The 16523-nt window shown below is 71.0% G+C and carries 14 protein-coding genes; 7 read left to right on the forward strand and 7 right to left on the reverse strand.

Annotation, left to right across the window (positions count from 1 at the left end):
* The first annotated feature begins 203 nt into the window (after positions 1 to 203).
* Together ABEB28_RS28680 and ABEB28_RS28685 are read left to right on the forward strand one after the other, a co-directional pair.
* Positions 204 to 419 carry a hypervirulence associated TUDOR domain-containing protein gene (locus tag ABEB28_RS28680; protein WP_345731359.1) on the forward strand — a complete coding sequence of 72 codons (216 nt, stop codon included), beginning with the start codon at positions 204 to 206 and terminating at the stop codon, positions 417 to 419.
* 5 nt (positions 420 to 424) lie between these two features.
* On the forward strand, positions 425 to 853 hold the full coding sequence (locus tag ABEB28_RS28685; protein WP_345731360.1) for a hypothetical protein: 429 nt from the start codon (positions 425 to 427) through the stop codon (positions 851 to 853).
* A gap of 60 nt (positions 854 to 913) precedes the next feature.
* On the opposite strand, the gene ABEB28_RS28690 is transcribed toward ABEB28_RS28685, so the two are convergent.
* The gene (locus ABEB28_RS28690; RefSeq protein WP_345731361.1) at positions 914 to 3940 is read right to left on the reverse strand and encodes a UPF0182 family membrane protein; all 3027 of its coding nucleotides are present in this window, start codon (positions 3938 to 3940) and stop codon (positions 914 to 916) included.
* A gap of 116 nt (positions 3941 to 4056) precedes the next feature.
* On the opposite strand from ABEB28_RS28690, the gene ABEB28_RS28695 reads away from it, so the two are divergent.
* Positions 4057 to 4611 (forward strand): PPA1309 family protein, encoded by a 555-nt coding sequence (locus tag ABEB28_RS28695; protein ID WP_345731362.1) that lies wholly within the window; start codon positions 4057 to 4059, stop codon positions 4609 to 4611.
* Between the two features lie 50 nt (positions 4612 to 4661).
* Here ABEB28_RS28695 and ABEB28_RS28700 read toward each other — a convergent pair whose 3' ends face one another.
* On the reverse strand, positions 4662 to 5681 hold the full coding sequence (locus tag ABEB28_RS28700; protein WP_345731436.1) for a YlbL family protein: 1020 nt from the start codon (positions 5679 to 5681) through the stop codon (positions 4662 to 4664).
* Positions 5682 to 5759: 78 nt separating this feature from the next.
* Entirely contained in the window at positions 5760 to 6857 is a 1098-nt protein-coding gene (locus tag ABEB28_RS28705) for an NAD-dependent epimerase/dehydratase family protein (protein WP_345731363.1), read from the reverse strand.
* Between the two features lie 44 nt (positions 6858 to 6901).
* Here ABEB28_RS28705 and ABEB28_RS28710 point away from each other — a divergent pair, with 44 nt between their 5' ends.
* Positions 6902 to 8119, forward strand: coding sequence for a zinc-dependent metalloprotease (locus ABEB28_RS28710; RefSeq protein WP_345731364.1), 1218 nt, complete (start codon positions 6902 to 6904; stop codon positions 8117 to 8119).
* 437 nt (positions 8120 to 8556) lie between these two features.
* On the opposite strand, the gene ABEB28_RS28715 is transcribed toward ABEB28_RS28710, so the two are convergent.
* The gene (locus tag ABEB28_RS28715) at positions 8557 to 9114 is read right to left on the reverse strand and encodes a M48 metallopeptidase family protein (protein WP_345731365.1); all 558 of its coding nucleotides are present in this window, start codon (positions 9112 to 9114) and stop codon (positions 8557 to 8559) included.
* A gap of 965 nt (positions 9115 to 10079) precedes the next feature.
* On the opposite strand from ABEB28_RS28715, the gene ABEB28_RS28720 reads away from it, so the two are divergent.
* The 3 genes from ABEB28_RS28720 (at position 10080) to ABEB28_RS28730 (ending at position 12817) form a co-directional block, all read left to right on the forward strand.
* Positions 10080 to 10232, forward strand: a complete 153-nt coding sequence (locus tag ABEB28_RS28720) for a DUF5679 domain-containing protein (RefSeq protein WP_169745129.1) — start codon at positions 10080 to 10082, stop codon at positions 10230 to 10232.
* A 181-nt stretch (positions 10233 to 10413) separates the two neighbouring features.
* Positions 10414 to 11481: a TOMM precursor leader peptide-binding protein gene (locus tag ABEB28_RS28725; protein WP_345731366.1), complete on the forward strand. Its 1068-nt coding sequence runs from the start codon at positions 10414 to 10416 to the stop codon at positions 11479 to 11481.
* Between the two features lie 4 nt (positions 11482 to 11485).
* A complete protein-coding gene (locus ABEB28_RS28730; RefSeq protein WP_345731367.1) occupies positions 11486 to 12817 on the forward strand; it encodes an ABC1 kinase family protein in 1332 nt (443 codons plus the stop codon).
* 403 nt (positions 12818 to 13220) lie between these two features.
* Here the strand turns inward: ABEB28_RS28730 and ABEB28_RS28735 are convergent, their stop codons facing one another.
* From ABEB28_RS28735 to ABEB28_RS28745, 3 genes are all read right to left on the reverse strand, one after another.
* Positions 13221 to 13508: a WhiB family transcriptional regulator gene (locus ABEB28_RS28735; protein ID WP_345731368.1), complete on the reverse strand. Its 288-nt coding sequence runs from the start codon at positions 13506 to 13508 to the stop codon at positions 13221 to 13223.
* Positions 13509 to 13654: 146 nt separating this feature from the next.
* Positions 13655 to 14023, reverse strand: coding sequence for a hypothetical protein (locus ABEB28_RS28740; protein ID WP_345731369.1), 369 nt, complete (start codon positions 14021 to 14023; stop codon positions 13655 to 13657).
* A 264-nt stretch (positions 14024 to 14287) separates the two neighbouring features.
* On the reverse strand, positions 14288 to 16480 hold the full coding sequence (locus ABEB28_RS28745; RefSeq protein ID WP_345731370.1) for an ATP-dependent DNA helicase UvrD2: 2193 nt from the start codon (positions 16478 to 16480) through the stop codon (positions 14288 to 14290).
* Positions 16481 to 16523: the final 43 nt, after the last annotated feature.

The following is a 16523-nucleotide window of genomic DNA, read 5'->3' on the forward strand; positions in this document are numbered from 1 at the left end:
CTACCGAGCTGCTCCACCCCGCGCCGTTGTCTTGCTGTTCTTGCGGTGTTGCCGTGTTGCTCCATAACCATAGCGCGGTGATCACGGGAACTGCAAAACGGCCCCGCGTGACGCCCGCCACCAGCGATTACGACGCGTTTGTCCGTCCGTGTCCCCGGGCATCCCCGCGGAGCGTCCGAAGCCGATGAGGGAGGCGGGCACCAATGGCAGAGTCGTTTCGCAAGGGTGACCGGGTGAGCTGGCGGAGCCACGGCGGCGAGGCCGTCGGCACCGTCGAACAGAAGATCACCGAGGACACCGAGGCCGGCGGCCGCACCGTCCGGGCGAGCGCCGACGATCCGCAGTACCTCGTGAAGAGCGAGAAGAGCGGTGGTACCGCCGTGCACAAGCCGTCCGCCCTGCACCGAGAGAGCAACTGACCCCTATGCCCACCCAGCCAGACCCTGCCCACGAGCGCCCGGAGGGCGTGGACGACGAGACCGTCGCGGCGGTCGGCAAGCTCAGCGAGGCGCTCGAGACGATCGAGCAGGCCCGCGGGCACCTTTACGCGCTGCACCAGCTGACCGGCCATGCCGACCTGATGCTCGACGAGGCGGTCGAACTACTCCGCAAGGCCGGCCACGGAGCGCTGGCCGACCGGGTGGAGAACGAGCTGATCGGTCGGAACGTCCTGGAGGGCCGCTGGACGTTCCAGATCGTCGAGGAGTACGAGGACGGCTACTACGCGGCATTCCGCGGCATGGAGGAGGACGCCCGCAATCAGCTGCTAGGTGGGCGTCGCCATGTCTACGAGTCGGAGATGAAGGAGCGTCGGCGCACCCACGGCCGCCGGCATCACGAGTCCCGGCCGTAGCTCACAAACACCGAGGCCCCCGCCGGACGAATCCGGCGGGGGCCTCGGTGTATCAGCCGGTCAGCCGCCTGGTCGCGGCGTCGGACTGGCACTCGCTCTCGCGCGTGCCGACTGCCACGCGTCGACGGCGTTCGCCAACTCCTGACTGGCCTTACCGATCGCGGCGAGGTCACCGCTGCGCTGGGCGGCCTTCAGGTTGGCGTTCGCTCTCTCCACCGCCGCGGCAGCGGCGTCCACGTTCCCGCCTGCCGGTGGTGCGGACGGCGTCGGGCTGGTGGTCGGTGCCGGCGTACCCGTCGTGGACGGAGTCGGTGTCGCTCCCGGGGACGGCGTCGCCCCTGGGGACGGCGTCCCACTCGGTCTGTCGCCGGGTTGCTGGCCCTCGGGTGCGTCCTCGGAGGCGCCGGGGCCGAACAGGTTGTCCAGCGCACCGCCCAACGTGGACTGGTAGGCGACCTTCTCCCCGTAGGACATCAGCACGTTCTGGAACAGCGGTATGGAGTCCTGCCCGCTGGCTCTCTGATAGATCGGTTCGACGTAGAGCAACCCGCCCGCCACCGGCAACGTCAACAGGTTGCCGTAGACGACTTGGGAGTCGCCCAGGTCGAGCACGTTGAGGTTGTCGCGGACCGTGTCCTCGCTGCGCATCTTGTTCTGCGCCTGGGTTGGACCGGCGATCTGCGAGTCACCTGGTAGCTCCAGCATCTGGAGCACCGGTTTGTAGTTGTCGTCGTAGTGCGCGCTGATCAACGCCGTCAGGTTGTTCCGCCGGTTGGCGACCATCGGCGTCGTGAGCTGGAACGTCGGCTTCGCCTGATCCGGCCACTGCGCAACGACGTAGAACGGTGGCTGCTTGCCGCCCCGGGCCGGCGTCGGGTCGTCCGGCACCTGCCAGAAGTCCTGGCCGGTGAAGAAGTCGTCCGCGGCGGTGACGTGGTACTTCGCGAGCAGCGAACGCTGGACCTTGAACAGGTCCTCCGGGTAGCGGAAGTGCTCGGCGAGCTCGTCCGGGATGTCCTTCTTCGGTTTGATGATGCCGTCGAAGGCCTTGTTCCACGCCTTCAACACCGGGTCGGTGTCGTCGAACTGGTACAGCGAGACCGTGCCGTCGTAGGCGTCGACGGTGGCCTTCACCGAGTTCCGGATGTAGTTGATCTGGTCGTTCGGCTGCGCTGCCGTGCCCGCGCCGGTGCGCGAGTCGACCGCGGTCGCGCCCAGCGTCTCGCGCTGCGAGTACGGGAAGTAATTGCTGGTCGTATAACCGTCGATGATCCACTTGATCCGGCCGTCCACCACCGCGGGATAGGGGTCACCGTCCAGAGTCAGGAACGGCGCGACCTTCTCCACCCGCTCGCGGGGGTTCCGGACGTACATCACCTTCGAGTTCTCGTTCAGCGCGTCGGACAGCAGGAAGTTGCGCTCCCGGAAGTACAACGCGTACAACGCTCGACGGGTCAGCGAATCGACCGAGACGCCGCCCTCGCCGTCGTAGGTGAAGCTGACCTGCTCGCTCTGGTCGCCGCCCTGGCTGGTGGGTCGGTCGAACTCGCGGTCACGACCGCCTGGCGCCTTACCGACGACGGCGTAATCGCTGGCCAGCTCGCCGTAGTAGACCCGAGGCTGCTTCACCGGGTTGTCGGTGGCGAACGCGGCGGCGAGCTTCGCCGCCTGCTGCTCGGACGCCTCGCTGTCGGACGCCGGCGCCTCCCCCAGCGAGCCGGAGACGAAGTACGGCTGGCCGCCCTCGGTCACCTGGTTGGCCGGCGCGGCCACCAGGCCGTAGCCGTGGGTGTAGCTCGTGTGCAGGTTGATCCAGTTCTTCTGACCCTCGTCCAGGCGGCTGGTGTCCATCTCGCGCACCGCGACGATGTAGTCCTGCAACTGGTCGTCGACCGTGTACTGGTCGATGTCGAGGCTGGAGTTGAACCGGTAGAACGTTCGCACCTGCTGGAGCTGGGTGAACGTGTCGGAGAGGACGTTCGGGTCGAGCAGTCGCGCGTTCCCGACCGTGCCGGCCTCCTTCTTGACCTGCTCGGGCGTCGCGTTGGTGTTCGGCGCGTAATCCTGCCGCTGGATGTCGTCGATGTCGTAGGCATCGCGGGTCGCGCTGATGCTGCGCTCGATGTAGTCGGCCTCGCGGTCGATCGCGTTCGGCTTGATCGTGAACTGCTCGGCCAGCGCGGGAACCGCGCCACCGATGACGATCGCGGAGATCCCGAGCAGGATCAGCGCCATGGCCGGCGGCAGCACCCGCCGGAACCCGAGGTTGGCGAAGAACACCAGCGCGCAGAGCGCCGCGATCCACAAGAGGATGTTCTTCGCCGGCAACAGGAACTCGATGTCGGCCGCGGAGGCTCCGTGCGTCTTCGTCGAGTCGTTGTAGCCGAAGAGCATGCCGAAGCGGTCGAGGTAGTACGCCACCGCCTTCAGCGCGACGAAGATGCCGAGCAGCACCGACAGGTGCCCGATGACCGCGGTGCTCAGGCGTCCCCCGGAACCGGCCTGCAGCCGGATACCGCCGAACAGGTAGTGGACGACCAACGAAGCGATGACCGACAGCACGATCGCGGTGAACGCGACGCTCAGGACGTACCGCCAGAACGGGTACTCGAAGACGTAGAACGAGATGTCCCGGTCGTACTGCGCGTCGGTCTCGCCGAACGGCGTGGAGTTGACGAACAGCAGCCAGGTTTTCCACTGGCCCTGCGCGGACAGACCGGTGATCATCCCGACGACGGCCCCGACGGCGAGCGTCAGCAGGCCGAACCGCGGCGCGATCGCCATCCGGTACCGCTCGAGGTTCTGCTGCTCCAGCGACATCGGCGCGAAGATCGGCCGCAGGCGGTACGCCACGTAGACGTTCACCGCGACGATCGCCCCGGTGACCACACCGAAGAGGACGAACAACAGCAGCCGGGTCTGCAGGGTCGTCGAAAGAACCCTGGTGAGACCCACCTCGTCGTACCAGAGCCAGTCGGCGTAGAGGCTGCTTCCTGCCGTCAGCACGAACAGCAGCACGACGGCCGACACGAGAACGATGACGACACGCCGGGCGCGTCGGCTCACCGACGGCAACGGCGAACGCATGACCACGGGCATCTCCCGGTGTGGATTGCGGTGAAGCGTGGACCAAACCTACCTTGCATCTACCAGCCACCAGGCTGCGGACCACGCCTGTCACAGCTCCGTGCCAGCATTGGGCCATGAGCGAAGTCCACTCCGGCATGAACGGCGCCCCGCTCCCCGACCCCCTGCACGCCGTCGTCCTCGAACTCGAGCGGCACGCGAACGCCGGTGGCTGGGACCAGCCACCGGCGCTCTACGCCCTGGTCGACACCGCAGAACTGCTGGCCGCCGAGCCCGGCCTGGCCGACCAGGTGGGGCTGTCCGCGACCGAGATCGAACCCGGATCGATCACGCCGGTCGAACAGGAGTCACTCGGCGACGCGCCGCTCGACGAGACGCTGGCCCGCATCGCGTGGCCGGAGTCGGTGCTCGGCTGCGCGCTCGTGCAGGAGGTGCTGGTGCTCCCGCCGGACGCCGAGGACGCCCGCCCCGACGACGCGGACCCGGTGGACTGGGCCGCCAACCATGCCGACCGGCGGGAGGTACGGATGGTGGCCGGTGTGCTCCGGGACGGCACGAGCGCGTGCGCGCTCCGCATGCGCCCGCACGGTGACGCCGAGCCGAACGAGGTCGTCTACGGTGCCGACCTGGCGCCGAACCTGGTGGTCGCGTTGCGGGCGACGCTGGACTGAGGGTTGTGCGGCCGATCCCCGCGCGGCTACCCGAGCCGCGCGGGGAGGGTTCAGCAGCCTCGCGGACGCTTGTCGGCTCGGAGCTGGTCGAGCGCGGTGAGCGCGTCGTCCAGCGTCGCGACCCGGACCAGCTCCAGCCCGTCCGGCGCCACGCCGACGGCCTCCAGGCAGTTGTCGGCGGGCACCAGGAAGACGGTGGCGCCGGCTCGCTTGGCGGCGACCATCTTCTGGGCGATGCCGCCGATCGCGCCGACCTTGCCGTCGTCGTCGATCTCGCCGGTGCCGGCGATGAACGTGCCGCCGGTGAGGTCCTCCGGCTTGACCTTGTCGATCACGGCCAGCGCGAACATCAGCCCGGCGGACGGACCGCCGATCTTGTCGAGGTCGAACGAGACCCGGAACGGGTGCGGCTGGTCGTCCTTGGTCGAGATCTTCAGCAGCGGACGCCCGTCGTCGTCGCCGCGGGCGAGCGTGATCGACGCCGTGCCCCTGGTCGTTCCGCGCTGGTAGCCGATCGTCGTCGCCTGGCCGGGCTGCTTGGCGGCGAGTAGCGTGCGCAGCTTGGTGCCGCTGGTCACCTCGGTGCCGTCCACCGAGGTGAGGACGTCGCCGACCGCGAGCTTGCCGGTCGACGGGGACCCGGGCGCAACGCTGGTGACCGTCACCTTCACCGGGTAACCGAGTTCACGCAGCGCCGCGGTCTCGGCCGAGGTCTGGGAGTTCTTGAACGCCTCCGCGTTCTCCTGGTTCACCTGCTGCCGGGTCTCCCCCGGCGGGTAGACGACCTCCCGCGGCACCACCGCGACCGTGCCGTCCAACCAGCCCACCAGCGCGTTGCCGAGGTTCAGGTCCGGACTCACCGAGACCGTGGTGAGGTTCAAGTGCCCTTTGGACTCGCTGGTCGGAGTTCCGGTGATCGTCACGATCTCGTGGCCGTCGCGGCTACCGAGCGTGTTGACCGTGGGGCCGGGGCCGAGAGCCACGTACGGTACCGGGAGCAACGCCATGCCGAGCGAGAGCAGCAACGCGAGGATGGCGCCCACGAACACCGTCAAGCCGCGCCGCAACATCATGGGCGCCAGCGTATCCGCGTCACCCGAGGATGCTCCGGCTGCGGGCCCAATCCCGGCTAGCGCCGGCGAGTGGGATCACCGGCGGGTCCCCCGGTTGCGCCGGGCCCGCCGGACCAACGCGGCGGTACCGACCAGCGCGACCGAGACACCGGCTGCGGCGCCACCGGCCACGGCCGCGCCCTTCACCGTGATCCGGAGCGGGAGCAGCGGCCGGCCCTGCGCCCAGCTGCTCAACGCGTCCTCGTTGGTGTAGGCGGGCTCCCAGCCCGCGGCGCGCAGACCGTCGGCGGCCACCGCCCACGGGTGCATCAGATAGTCGAGCTGGCTGGCCGGGTCGCCGCTGATCCCCTGGGCGTGCAGGCGGGTGGCGGTCCCGACCGCCGCGTCCGCGGGGAGTTCGACCCGGCGTCGCCCGAGGATCCGCTCGACCTCCGACTGCTGCAGCCAGCCTTCGGATCCGACGTTCAGTGGTCCGGTGAGCCGGGCGAGCACGGTCGTGAGCACCGCGCCGGCCAGGTCCTCGGTGTGGCAGAACTGCCAGATCGGCTTGGTGCCCCGCACGACGAGCAGCCGAGGGCCGTCGAGCGCACCGCCGGCCGGGCGGTCGATGCCCCGGCCCACGACCACGGCCGGCCGGAGCAACGCGGTCTCCACCTGGGGGTACATCCGGCTGGCCCGGGCCGCGAACTCCTCGACCGCGAGCAGGTCGTCCAGCGCGCTGCCGTCCGGACGGGCCCGGACCGGCGACCCGTCCGGCAGCGGAACGGGATTGTCGGCGAACGCCCCGTACACCCGCGCCGACGAGAGCAGCACGACGTGGCGGACGCCGGTCGCGGCGGCGGCGGTCAGCGCCACCGAGGCGCCGGTCACCGTCCGGCGGCGCTGCTCGGCCCGGTCGAGGGAGGGATCGTCGGCCACCGCCACGTGGACGAGCGTGTCGACCTTGTGCAGGGCCGAGGCGAGCTTCGGGTCGGTCGGATCCGCCTTGCGGTAGCGGACCGTGGGCACACCCGGTTTTTTCGCGTCGAGCGCAATCACCTGGCGGATTCCGTCAGCGTTGGCCAAACGGCGACATATCGCCTGGCCAATGGGCGACGCCGCACCGGTGACCGCGACGGTGAGGCCCGCGGGCGGCGCTGCGGCGGCACGCGCGGCACGGAGCGGACGAGTCATCACGGGCCTACCGGGGATACCGTTGACGGCATGGTGAGCCAGTCATGACCGACACCCCGTTCGGCTTCGCGCTTCCGGGGGGACAACCCAACCCCAACGACCCGCAGTGGGCAGCGATGATGGCGCAACTGCAGCAAATCCTCTCGTCGTCACAGTCTGGCGGAACGGTCAACTGGGACCTCGCCAAACAGGTCGCCACCGGCTTGGCGCGGCAGACCGACCGCTCGCTCACCGGCGCCGAGCGACAGGAGGCGGTGGACGCCCTCCGGCTCGCCGACGTCTGGCTCGACCTGGTCACCAGTCTGCCTTCTGGTGTCTCGCACGCGGTCGGGTGGAGCCAGCTGGAGTGGATCGACGCCACGATTCCGGCGTGGAAACGGCTCTGCGACCCGCTCGCCGAGCGGGTGGTCGGCGCGATGAGCAAGATGTTGCCGGAGCAGGCGGCCGCCCAGCTGGGCCCGATGACCGGGATGCTCGCCGGCATCGGCGGCATGATGTTCGGCGGCCAGGTCGGCCAGGGCGTCGGGCAACTGTCGGGCGAGGTACTCACCTCCTCCGACATCGGCCTCCCGTTGGGGCCGTCGGGTACCGCTGCGCTGCTGCCCGCAAACCTCGCGAAGTTCAGCGAGGGCCTGGAGCAGCCGGCCGACCAGATCCGGCTCTACGTCGCGCTCCGCGAGGCGGCGCACGCCCGGCTGTTCGGCCACGTCAGCTGGGTTCGCGCACACGTGCTGGACGCCGTCGACGCGTACGCCCGCGGCATCACGGTGGATCCCGAGACAATCGAGCGGGCGATGCGGGAGATCGACCCGTCCGACCCCGAGTCGATGCAGCAGGCCCTGACCGGCGGACTGTTCACGCCGGAGGACACGCCCGCCCAGCAGGCCGCGCTGGCCCGGCTGGAGACCGCGCTCGCGCTGATCGAGGGCTGGGTCTCGCACATCGTCGACCGGGTTGCGGCGGAGCGTCTGCCGGGTGCGGCCGCGCTCACCGAGACGTTCCGGCGCCGCCGGGCCGAGGGCGGGCCGGCCGAGCAGACGTTCGCCACGCTGGTGGGGCTGGAGCTGCGCCCGCGGCGGCTGCGGGACGCGGCGAAGCTCTGGGAGGCGCTGCTGGAGCACCGTGGCGCCGAGGGGCGCGACGCGGTGTGGGCGCACCCGGACCTGGTGCCGACCTCGAGCGACCTGGACGACCCCGAGGCGTTCGCGCGCAACGACTCCGACGGCCCCGACTTCGACATGAGCGACTTCGACAAACTCTGAGATCGACGCGCCTGCAGGGCTGGCGGGTTCGGTGCCGCCAGGGGCCCAACCCGACGGTCGTCCGCTCGCCCGTGCGTGGTTGCGCGCCACCCTGGGATGGCGTCGCTAGTGCGGACCGCGCCCCCTCACGAAGTCCGATTTCCGCTAAAGTAGCTGCCCGAATGCGAACTGAACAGCACTGTTTGACCGCAATGTTTGGTCGTGGAGGACGCATCGTTGTCGAATCCTGCACGTGATCACGTGCAGGATTCGACGACCATCAGGTGGGACCGCGTCCCATGCGCCGATCGACGGCCGGTTGGGCCGCTCTCGCTCGACCCGGACGCCGACGCCGAGCAACTGCGGCACGCCGGGCAGCAGCGGGTATGGCTTGGCAGCATCCGTTCGCCCCGCTCGAGGGGAACCGCGCGGCCGCCTCTAGGTCGCTCCTGCGGCGGCTACGCGCCGACCGCGGAGTCGTCGGCCTCGGCCTCAGACAGATCGAGGGACGACGCGGCGGCGACGCCCTCCAGGTAGCCGCGGGCGCGCTGGGCCCGCGGGTATCGGTCGACCTGCTCCCAGAAGTCCGGGCCGTGGCCGGGGATTTGCAGGTGCACTAGCTCGTGCACCAGGACGTAGTCGATCACCCAGTCGGGCATTCCCCGTAGCCGCGACGACAGCCGGATCGTGCCCTCCGCCGGCGTGCACGAGCCCCAGCGGCCGCGTTGATTACTGACCCAGCGGACGCTCACCGGCCGGACGTCGTCGCCGAGGTAGCTCTGGGCGAGCCGGAGAGCACGCGCCTCCAGCTCGGCGTCGCCGCGCGGGCGTCGGGAACGACGGTCACGCGCATCGAGGCGCGCGAGCATCTTCTTCACCCACTCGCGCTCCTCCACGGCGCTGAAGCGCGCGGGGATCAGCACGACAACCGTGTCACCATCGCGGTAGGCCGCGACCGTGCGGCGCCGGCGCGCGCTGCGCCGGACCTGCACGGAGATCGGGCGTCCGGGGTCCATAGAGGCACGCTAGCCCTCGATCGGCCGCTCCGTCTGCCGTGTCGTGAATCCTGTGGACGAGCCTCATCCACAGGGTGGATGTCCTGCTCGACGCCCCTCCGGAGCAGGGTGGTCGGAGCAGGTGAATCGCTCCTGGCGTTGACGCAGGGGCGGGTCGCGGCCTAGCGTCACAAGAGCCCCTGTGGCGACCGTCCGCCCCGGCACGTGGGGAAGGTGACGGGACGGGCGCCGTCCAGGGGCCCTTCTGCTGCCCGCAAAGGCGACCGTCCGACTCCGCTCACCGACACACGTCGGGGAAAGCGACAGGGACCGGCGCCGTCCAGGGGCCCTTCTGCTGCCCGCAAAGGCGACCGTCCGACTCCGCTCACCGACACACGTCGGGGAAAGCGACAGGGACCGGCGCCGTCCAGGGGCCCTTCTGCTGCCCGCAAAGGCGACCGTCCGACTCCGCTCACCGACACACGTCGGGGAAAGCGACAGGGACCGGCGCCGTCCAGGGGCCCTTCTGCTGCCCGCAAAGGCGACCGTCCGACTCCGCTCACCGACACACGTCGGGGAAAGCGACAGGGACCGGCGCCGTCCAGGGGCCCTTCTGCTGCCCGCAAAGGCGACCGTCCGACTCCGCTCACCGACACACGTCGGGGAAAGCGACAGGGACCGGCGCCGTCCAGGGGCCCTTCTGCTGCCCGCAAAGGCGACCGTCCGACTCCGCTCACCGACACACGTCGGGGAAAGCGACAGGGACCGGCGCCGCCCAAGGGCCCTTCTGCAGCCCGTTAACGGCGCGCGCTGCTGCCCGCTACGGCGACCGACGCTTACGCGTGAGGCCCTGCGGCGTTTTCCGGCGCGACACGGTGAGGTATCCCGGCGAGCCTCCGGCAAGTTATGCCCGTTTTGCCGGATAAGGTCGGGCGACCCGGCGGGCCTGTCACCGTCGGCCGACCCTGTCCAGCCGAGGAGGCACTGTGGCCGACACGTACAACGGCTACTGCGTGAAGTGCAAGGAAAAGCGTGACTTCGAAGGTGAGGTCACGACGAGCGAATCCGGGCGCCGGATGGCGAAGGGCTCCTGCCCGGTATGCGGTACCAAGATGAACCGCATCCTCGGCAAGGCCTGACTTCCCGGTCCCGGGTCGGGGCGGCGACGGCGCCGCCCCGACCGACCGCGCCGGCGGACTCCACCTGGGGAACACCGGAGCTGGACCCCTGTGGACGACGGGAGCAGGAGGCCGCGCGGAACGGCACGCTCGATGCGAGCCCGTTCCGTCGTCGGCTGATCGCAGCCGGGAAGGCCCGCGTATGCGTCCGTTATTGCTTCCCGCGCTCCCCCGACTGTGGCGGGACGCCACCACCCTCCAACTCGGCGCCGACCCTGACCGCGCCGTCGTACTCACCGCGGTCGACGCGGGCGTCGCGTCGTTCCTGACGTCGCTCGACGGCCGCCGCACCCTCCCCGACGTCGTCGCCGCCCCGCCGGCCGGCCTGGCCCGCACCACCGCCGAGGCGCTGATCACCGCCCTGATCGCACGCGGCGCGGTCGTGGACGCCGACGCGCTGACGCCCCGCGTCGAGCCCGATGCCGACGCCGCGCTCCCACCGCTCCCGCCCGCGCTGGCGTCCGCCCTGCTCACTCACGGTGCGCACGCGGTCGACCGGATGGCCGCCCGCCGACGGGCCCACGTCCTGGTCCGGTGCCGCGGTCGAGTGGGACCGGTGGTGGCAGCACTGCTCGCCGCGGGTGGCGTCGGCCGGGTCGTCGTCTCCGGCACCGGTGTGGCGACGCCGGACGACGTGACGGTCGGCGGCCTCGGCCCGGACGACATCGGGCGCCCGTACGTGCTGGCGGCGATCGACGCCGCTCGGCGCGCCTCCCCGGCGGTCGACACCCGCCCGGGCGGTGGGCCACCGGACTTCGTCGTCCTGGCCGCCGGTCCGCTCCCGCCGCCCGGCGACCAGGTGCGGTGGACGTCCGCGGGCGTACCGCACCTGCCGGTCCTGCTGCGGGACGGCGTCGCGATCGTCGGGCCGCTGGTCGTTCCCGGCCGCACCGCCTGCCTGACCTGCGTCGACCAGCACCGTCGCGACCGCGACCCGGCCTGGCCGGTGCTCGCGGCCCAGCTCGCGACCGACCGTCGGCCGGAGCCCGCGGAAGCGATCGTGGTCAGCACCGCCGCTGCGCTCGCCGCCGCGGAGGTGACCGGCTACCTGGAGGGGGCGGTCACCAGCGCGGTGGGCGTCTCGCTGGAAGTGGGACCGCCGGGTGTCCCGCTGCGGCACCGATCCTGGACGCCGCACCCGCGCTGTGACTGCCTGCACAGCGCCGATGCCGCCACCCCGGACGGCTTCGCGGAGAGCGCGCGACAATAGAGAGGTGACCGACATCCCCCGGCGGGCGTTCACCCGCACCGCGAAGCTCGCCGCGCTCCCGCTGGGGATGGCCGGACGCGCCACCCTCGGCATCGGCAAACGGCTCGGCGGGGCTCCGGCCGAAGCCGTCGCCCGTGAAGTCCAGCAGCGGACCGCCGAGCAGCTCTTCAGCGTGCTCGGGCAGCTCAAGGGCGGCGCGATGAAGTTTGGCCAGGCGCTGAGCATCTTCGAGGCCGCGTTCCCCGAAGAGCTCGCCAAGCCGTACCGGGCCGCACTCACCAAGCTCCAGGAGGCGGCTCCACCGCTGCCTGCCGCGACCGTGCACGCCGTCCTCGCCGAAGAGCTGGGGCCGGATTGGCGGACGAAGTTCCGCGAGTTCGACGACGTGCCCGCTGCCGCCGCGAGCATCGGGCAGGTGCACCGCGCCGTCTGGTCGTCCGGGCGCGAGGTCGCGGTCAAGATCCAGTACCCGGGCGCCGGCCCCGCGCTGCTCGCCGACCTCAACCAGCTCGGACGCGTGGCCCGGATGTTCACCGTGCTCCAGCCGGGCCTCGACATCAAGCCGCTCGTCGCCGAACTCAAGGACCGCGTCGCCGAGGAGCTGGACTACCACCTGGAGGCGAAGGCGACCCGGGCGTTCGCGAAGGCTTACCGGGACGACCCGGAGATCGCGGTGCCCCGAGTGCTGGCCGGTACCCCGCGGGTGCTGGTCACCGACTGGATCCACGGAACACCGCTCTCCGAGGTGATCGCGAACGGTTCGGTGGAGGACCGCAACCGTGCCGGCGAGCTCATGGCGATGCTGCACTTCTCCGCCCCGGCCCGGAGCAAAATGCTGCACGCCGATCCGCACCCCGGAAACTTCCGGCTCCTGCCCGACGGCCGGCTCGGCGTCCTGGACTTCGGTGCGGTCGCCCGCCTCCCGGACGGCTTGCCGGAGCCGGTCGGACGCCTGGCGCGGCTGGCGCTGGCCGGTGACGCCCAGGCGGTGCTCGCCGGGCTCCGGGACGAAGGCTTCGTGAAGCGGGACGCCGACGTGGACGCGGAGGAGCTGCTGGCCTACCTGCGCCCCATGCTCGATCCGCTCGCGGTCGAGGAGTTCCAGTTCTCCCGGGCCTGGCTGCGGAAGGAGGCCACCCGGCTCGGCGATCCTCGCAGCGCGGCGTACCAGCTGGGACGCCAGCTGAACCTGCCGCCGTCGTACCTACTGATCCACCGGGTGACGCTCGGCTCGATCGGCGTGCTCTGCCAGCTGGAAGCCAAGGCGCCCTACCGCGGAGTGGTGGAGCGGTGGCAGCCGGGCTTCGTCGAGCCGCTCGCCGACACGGCCGACTGAGCCGACCACCGCCGACGTCGCCACCGCGGACATCGCCACCGCGGACATCGCCAGCGGCGTCGTCGTCGGTATGGGTGGTGGCCTGAACGTGGGCCAGCCCGCCCCGGCAGGAGCCGGGGCGGGCTGTCGCGGTCGTGGTTACTCGCTCAGAGGCGGTCCCGCAGTCGGGCAGCCGCTGCGGCGACGACGCGGGCCGGCCGGCGGGCACCCAAGTGGGTACGACGCGGCACGGCCTGTTGCATTCGGGATCGGGCCAGAGTTTCGTTCAGAAGTAACATCTCAAAGCTCCAGGTCGGTTCGTGGTTCATCTCGAAGTTCGGGCTCAGCTCGGGCTTTACGGGGTACTGGACGAGGCGACGACCGGTCGACTGACGGAACCGGTGCGTAGCGAGGACGCGGCTCATCAGGCCGCGACCGTGTTCTTGCGCGGACGACCACGCGGACGCTTCCGTGCGATCACGGCTCCACGCTCGAAGATCTCGCCGCCCCAAACACCCCACGGCTCGCGCCGCTCGAGCGCGCCCTGCAGGCACGCCTCACGGAGCGGGCACTCCTGGCAGTGGGCCTTCGCCAGCTCCAGGTCAGCGGGGCTTTCCGCGAACCAGAGCTCAGGGTCCTCCCGCCGGCAGGGCAGCGCCTCGTCCGGGTCGATCACCCCGAAGTCCATCGGGGCCAGATCGATTGCCGTCATGACCGGATCTCCTCTTCCGTCGTGCTGTGTCACTCGGTGGTTGATGCGAGCCGGGCCAGTGGCCCGCCCCGCCGGACGGGGACAAACAAAAAGGCCGTGGATCCCGGTGAGTGGGATCCACGGCCTCGAGGAGTGCCGCCGGTCTTTTAGACCGGCGTACCTCGAGGCGGAGATCCCGCTCGACCGTCGACGCGCGTGGCGTCGGCGCTCAGCTGGGTCTGGACCTGGGTAGCGAAGGTGCTGCCATTGCCGAGGAACTCGGCCATGGCTGCCTGGAGGGCGGACTTCTCCCCCGAGACCTGGAACGTGTGCTGCGCGGCGCAGACAACATGCGCGTACGCAGGCGCGCCGGTCGGCGCGATCCGCTTCCGAGCTGCTGCCGACGGGGCGACCGTCACGGCTTTGCCGGCCCAGGGGCCATCAGCAATACGCCAGGACGGGGCCACGGACGGCATGCCGAGACGCACCGACGGCACGGCGGCAGCCGACAGCTCGGAAACCAAGTACTTGATCACTTCGGCCACCTCCCTCGGTGCGTGCGAGTGTCCAACCGAACCAGAACACACTCGTCCTGGAACGAGCGCCAGTTCCCCGGCGCAAAGGCAGGTTAAGCCCGAGCCGGGTTACGGGCCAACACCTTTTTCGGCCAGACGTCGACAGGTGTCTGCCACCCGACAGTGCGACGGCGCGTCGCGGCCGACACGCCGACAAAACCGACACGACCGCCAACGCGGAGTTCAAACCGCGTTGGCCGGTCGTTCATCTCGCTCGTCGAGCGCTCAGGCGGAGTCGATCGGCGCCACGAGCGACTCCGGATCCGCGCCGCTCACCAGCGCCAGCAACGCACCTCCGTAGAGCGTGAGTTTGCGCGGCCCGACCCCGGGGATCTCGGCCAGCTGCGCCTCACTGCTCGGCTGCTGCTCCGCGACCGCGGTCAGGGTCGCGTCGGTGAAGACGACGTAGGGAGGCAGCTTCTGCTCCTTGGCCAGCGCTCCCCGCCACGTCCGCAGCCGTTCGAACAGCTCCTCGTCGTAGTCGGCCGGGCAATTGCTGCAGCGACGCAGCTTGCGGTGCGTCGGGTCGAACAGGGCCACGCCGCAGATCCGGCAGGTGGGCAGCGACCGTGCGGTGGACCGCCCGGCGGACTTCGACGCCGGTGCGACGGCAGTGCCGGGGACGCCTGCCGGGAGCGAGACCGCCGGCAAGAACCGGCACGGGCGCCGACTACCCCGGCCACCCGGCGAGCGGGCCGCCGCCCAGGACAGCCAGAGGTGCACCCGGGCTCGCGTCACGCCGACGTAGAGCAGGCGGCGCTCCTCCTCCAACTGCGCGGGTGTCTTCGCGAACGAGATCGGGAGCGTGCCCTCGGCCAGACCGACCAGGAACACCGCGTCCCACTCCAGGCCCTTCGCCGCGTGCAGCGAGCCGAGCGTCACGCCCTCGACCGTCGGCACGTGCTGCGCCGACGCGCGGGCGGCCAACTCGTCGACGAAGCGGGGCATGCCGACCGCCGCGTCGGCCGCCGCCGGATCGGCCGCGACCGTCTCCTCCGCGAGCCGGAGCAGGGCCGAGAGCGCCTCCCAGCGTTCCCGGGCCGCGCCACCGGCGGGCGGCTTGTCCGGACGCCAGTCCAGCCCCGACAGCGCGCCGATCACCGCGTCGACGGTTGTGGTCCCGATGCCGTCGGCGGCGTCCGCCTCCGCCGCCCTGGTCGCACCGCGGAGCAGCATCATCGCCTCGCGGACCTCGGGACGCTCGAAGAAGCGCTCGCCGCCGCGCACGACATACGGGACGCCGACGTCGGCCAGCGCCTGCTCGTACGTCTCGGACTGGGCGTTCGTCCGGAACAGCACCGCGATCTCGGCCGCGGAAACCCCGGAGGCGAGCAGCTCTTTGCAGCGGGCGGCGACGGCCGCGGCCTCGGCCGGCTCGTCCGGGTAGTGCGAGACCCGCGGTTTCGGGCCGGGCGCCCGCTGGCCGACGAGTTGCAGGCGGACCGACGCCTCGACCCCTCGCCCGGCCGCGATCACGTCGTTGGCGAGTCCGACCACCTGCGGTGTGGACCGGTAGTCGCGCTCCAGCCGGATCACGACCGCGCCGCGGTGGCGACGAGGGAAGTCGATCAGGTACTGGGCGCTGGCCCCGGTGAACGAGTAGATCGTCTGGCTGGCGTCGCCGACCACCGTGAGGTCGTCGCGCCCGCCGCACCAGGCCTCCAGCAGCCGCTGCTGGAGCGGGTTGACGTCTTGGTACTCGTCCACGACGAAGTGCCGGTACTGGGCACGGATCTGGTCGGCGACGTCGCGGTGGTCCTCGATCGCCCAGACCGTCGCCCGCAACAGGTCCTCGAAGTCGATGACGCCCATCCGGCGCTTCAGCCGCTCGTAGCCGGCGAACACCACGGCCACCTGGTCCGGCGGCAGCGGCGTCTCCCGGGACGCCTCGGCGGCGGCCGTGACGTATCCGTCCGGCTCCACCAGCGCCGACTTGGCCCATTCGATCTCGGACGTGAGGTCGCGGACGCCGGTGCGGTCGAGCTTCACCTGCTCGCGCGCCGCCGCCTGGCCGACCACCCGGGCCTTGGTCTCCAGCAGTTCCGGCATCGCCCGGCCCTCGAAGACCCGCGGCGCGAAGTACCGGAGCTGTCGCAGGGCCGCGGCGTGGAACGTGCGCGCCTGCACTCCCGCGACGCCGAGCGCCCGCAGCCGACCGCGCATCTCCCCGGCGGCCCGTGCGGTGAAGGTCACCGCCAGTACGTGGTTGGGGGCGGTTGCCTGGGTAAGCACCCCGTGGGCGATGCGGTGCGTGATCGCCCTCGTCTTTCCGGTACCGGCGCCGGCCAGGATGCAGACCGGGCCGCGTGGCGCCAGGACGGCCGCCCGCTGCTCGTCGTCCAGACCGGCCAGCACCGCGTCGGGATCTGCGAGGCGGCTGGGAGGGGTGTCGACGGACGCGGCGGGGGTGACGGTCACTCGTTGATAGTGCCAAACGTTCGGGCTCGGGAAGGCTCCGTCC

Origin of the sequence: Cryptosporangium minutisporangium (assembly GCF_039536245.1) — a bacterium.
Taxonomy (GTDB): Bacteria; Actinomycetota; Actinomycetes; order Mycobacteriales; family Cryptosporangiaceae; genus Cryptosporangium; species Cryptosporangium minutisporangium.

Coding starts and splice junctions, on each gene's coding strand:
- ABEB28_RS28725 (WP_345731366.1), top strand. CDS start 10,414: ATGCGTCCGTTATTGCTTCCCGCGCTCCCCCGACTGTGGCGGGACGCC.
- ABEB28_RS28695 (WP_345731362.1), top strand. CDS start 4,057: ATGAGCGAAGTCCACTCCGGCATGAACGGCGCCCCGCTCCCCGACCCC.
- ABEB28_RS28735 (WP_345731368.1), bottom strand. CDS start 13,508: ATGACGGCAATCGATCTGGCCCCGATGGACTTCGGGGTGATCGACCCG.
- ABEB28_RS28715 (WP_345731365.1), bottom strand. CDS start 9,114: ATGGACCCCGGACGCCCGATCTCCGTGCAGGTCCGGCGCAGCGCGCGC.
- ABEB28_RS28680 (WP_345731359.1), top strand. CDS start 204: ATGGCAGAGTCGTTTCGCAAGGGTGACCGGGTGAGCTGGCGGAGCCAC.
- ABEB28_RS28690 (WP_345731361.1), bottom strand. CDS start 3,940: ATGCGTTCGCCGTTGCCGTCGGTGAGCCGACGCGCCCGGCGTGTCGTC.
- ABEB28_RS28685 (WP_345731360.1), top strand. CDS start 425: ATGCCCACCCAGCCAGACCCTGCCCACGAGCGCCCGGAGGGCGTGGAC.
- ABEB28_RS28710 (WP_345731364.1), top strand. CDS start 6,902: ATGACCGACACCCCGTTCGGCTTCGCGCTTCCGGGGGGACAACCCAAC.
- ABEB28_RS28700 (WP_345731436.1), bottom strand. CDS start 5,681: ATGTTGCGGCGCGGCTTGACGGTGTTCGTGGGCGCCATCCTCGCGTTG.
- ABEB28_RS28705 (WP_345731363.1), bottom strand. CDS start 6,857: ATGACTCGTCCGCTCCGTGCCGCGCGTGCCGCCGCAGCGCCGCCCGCG.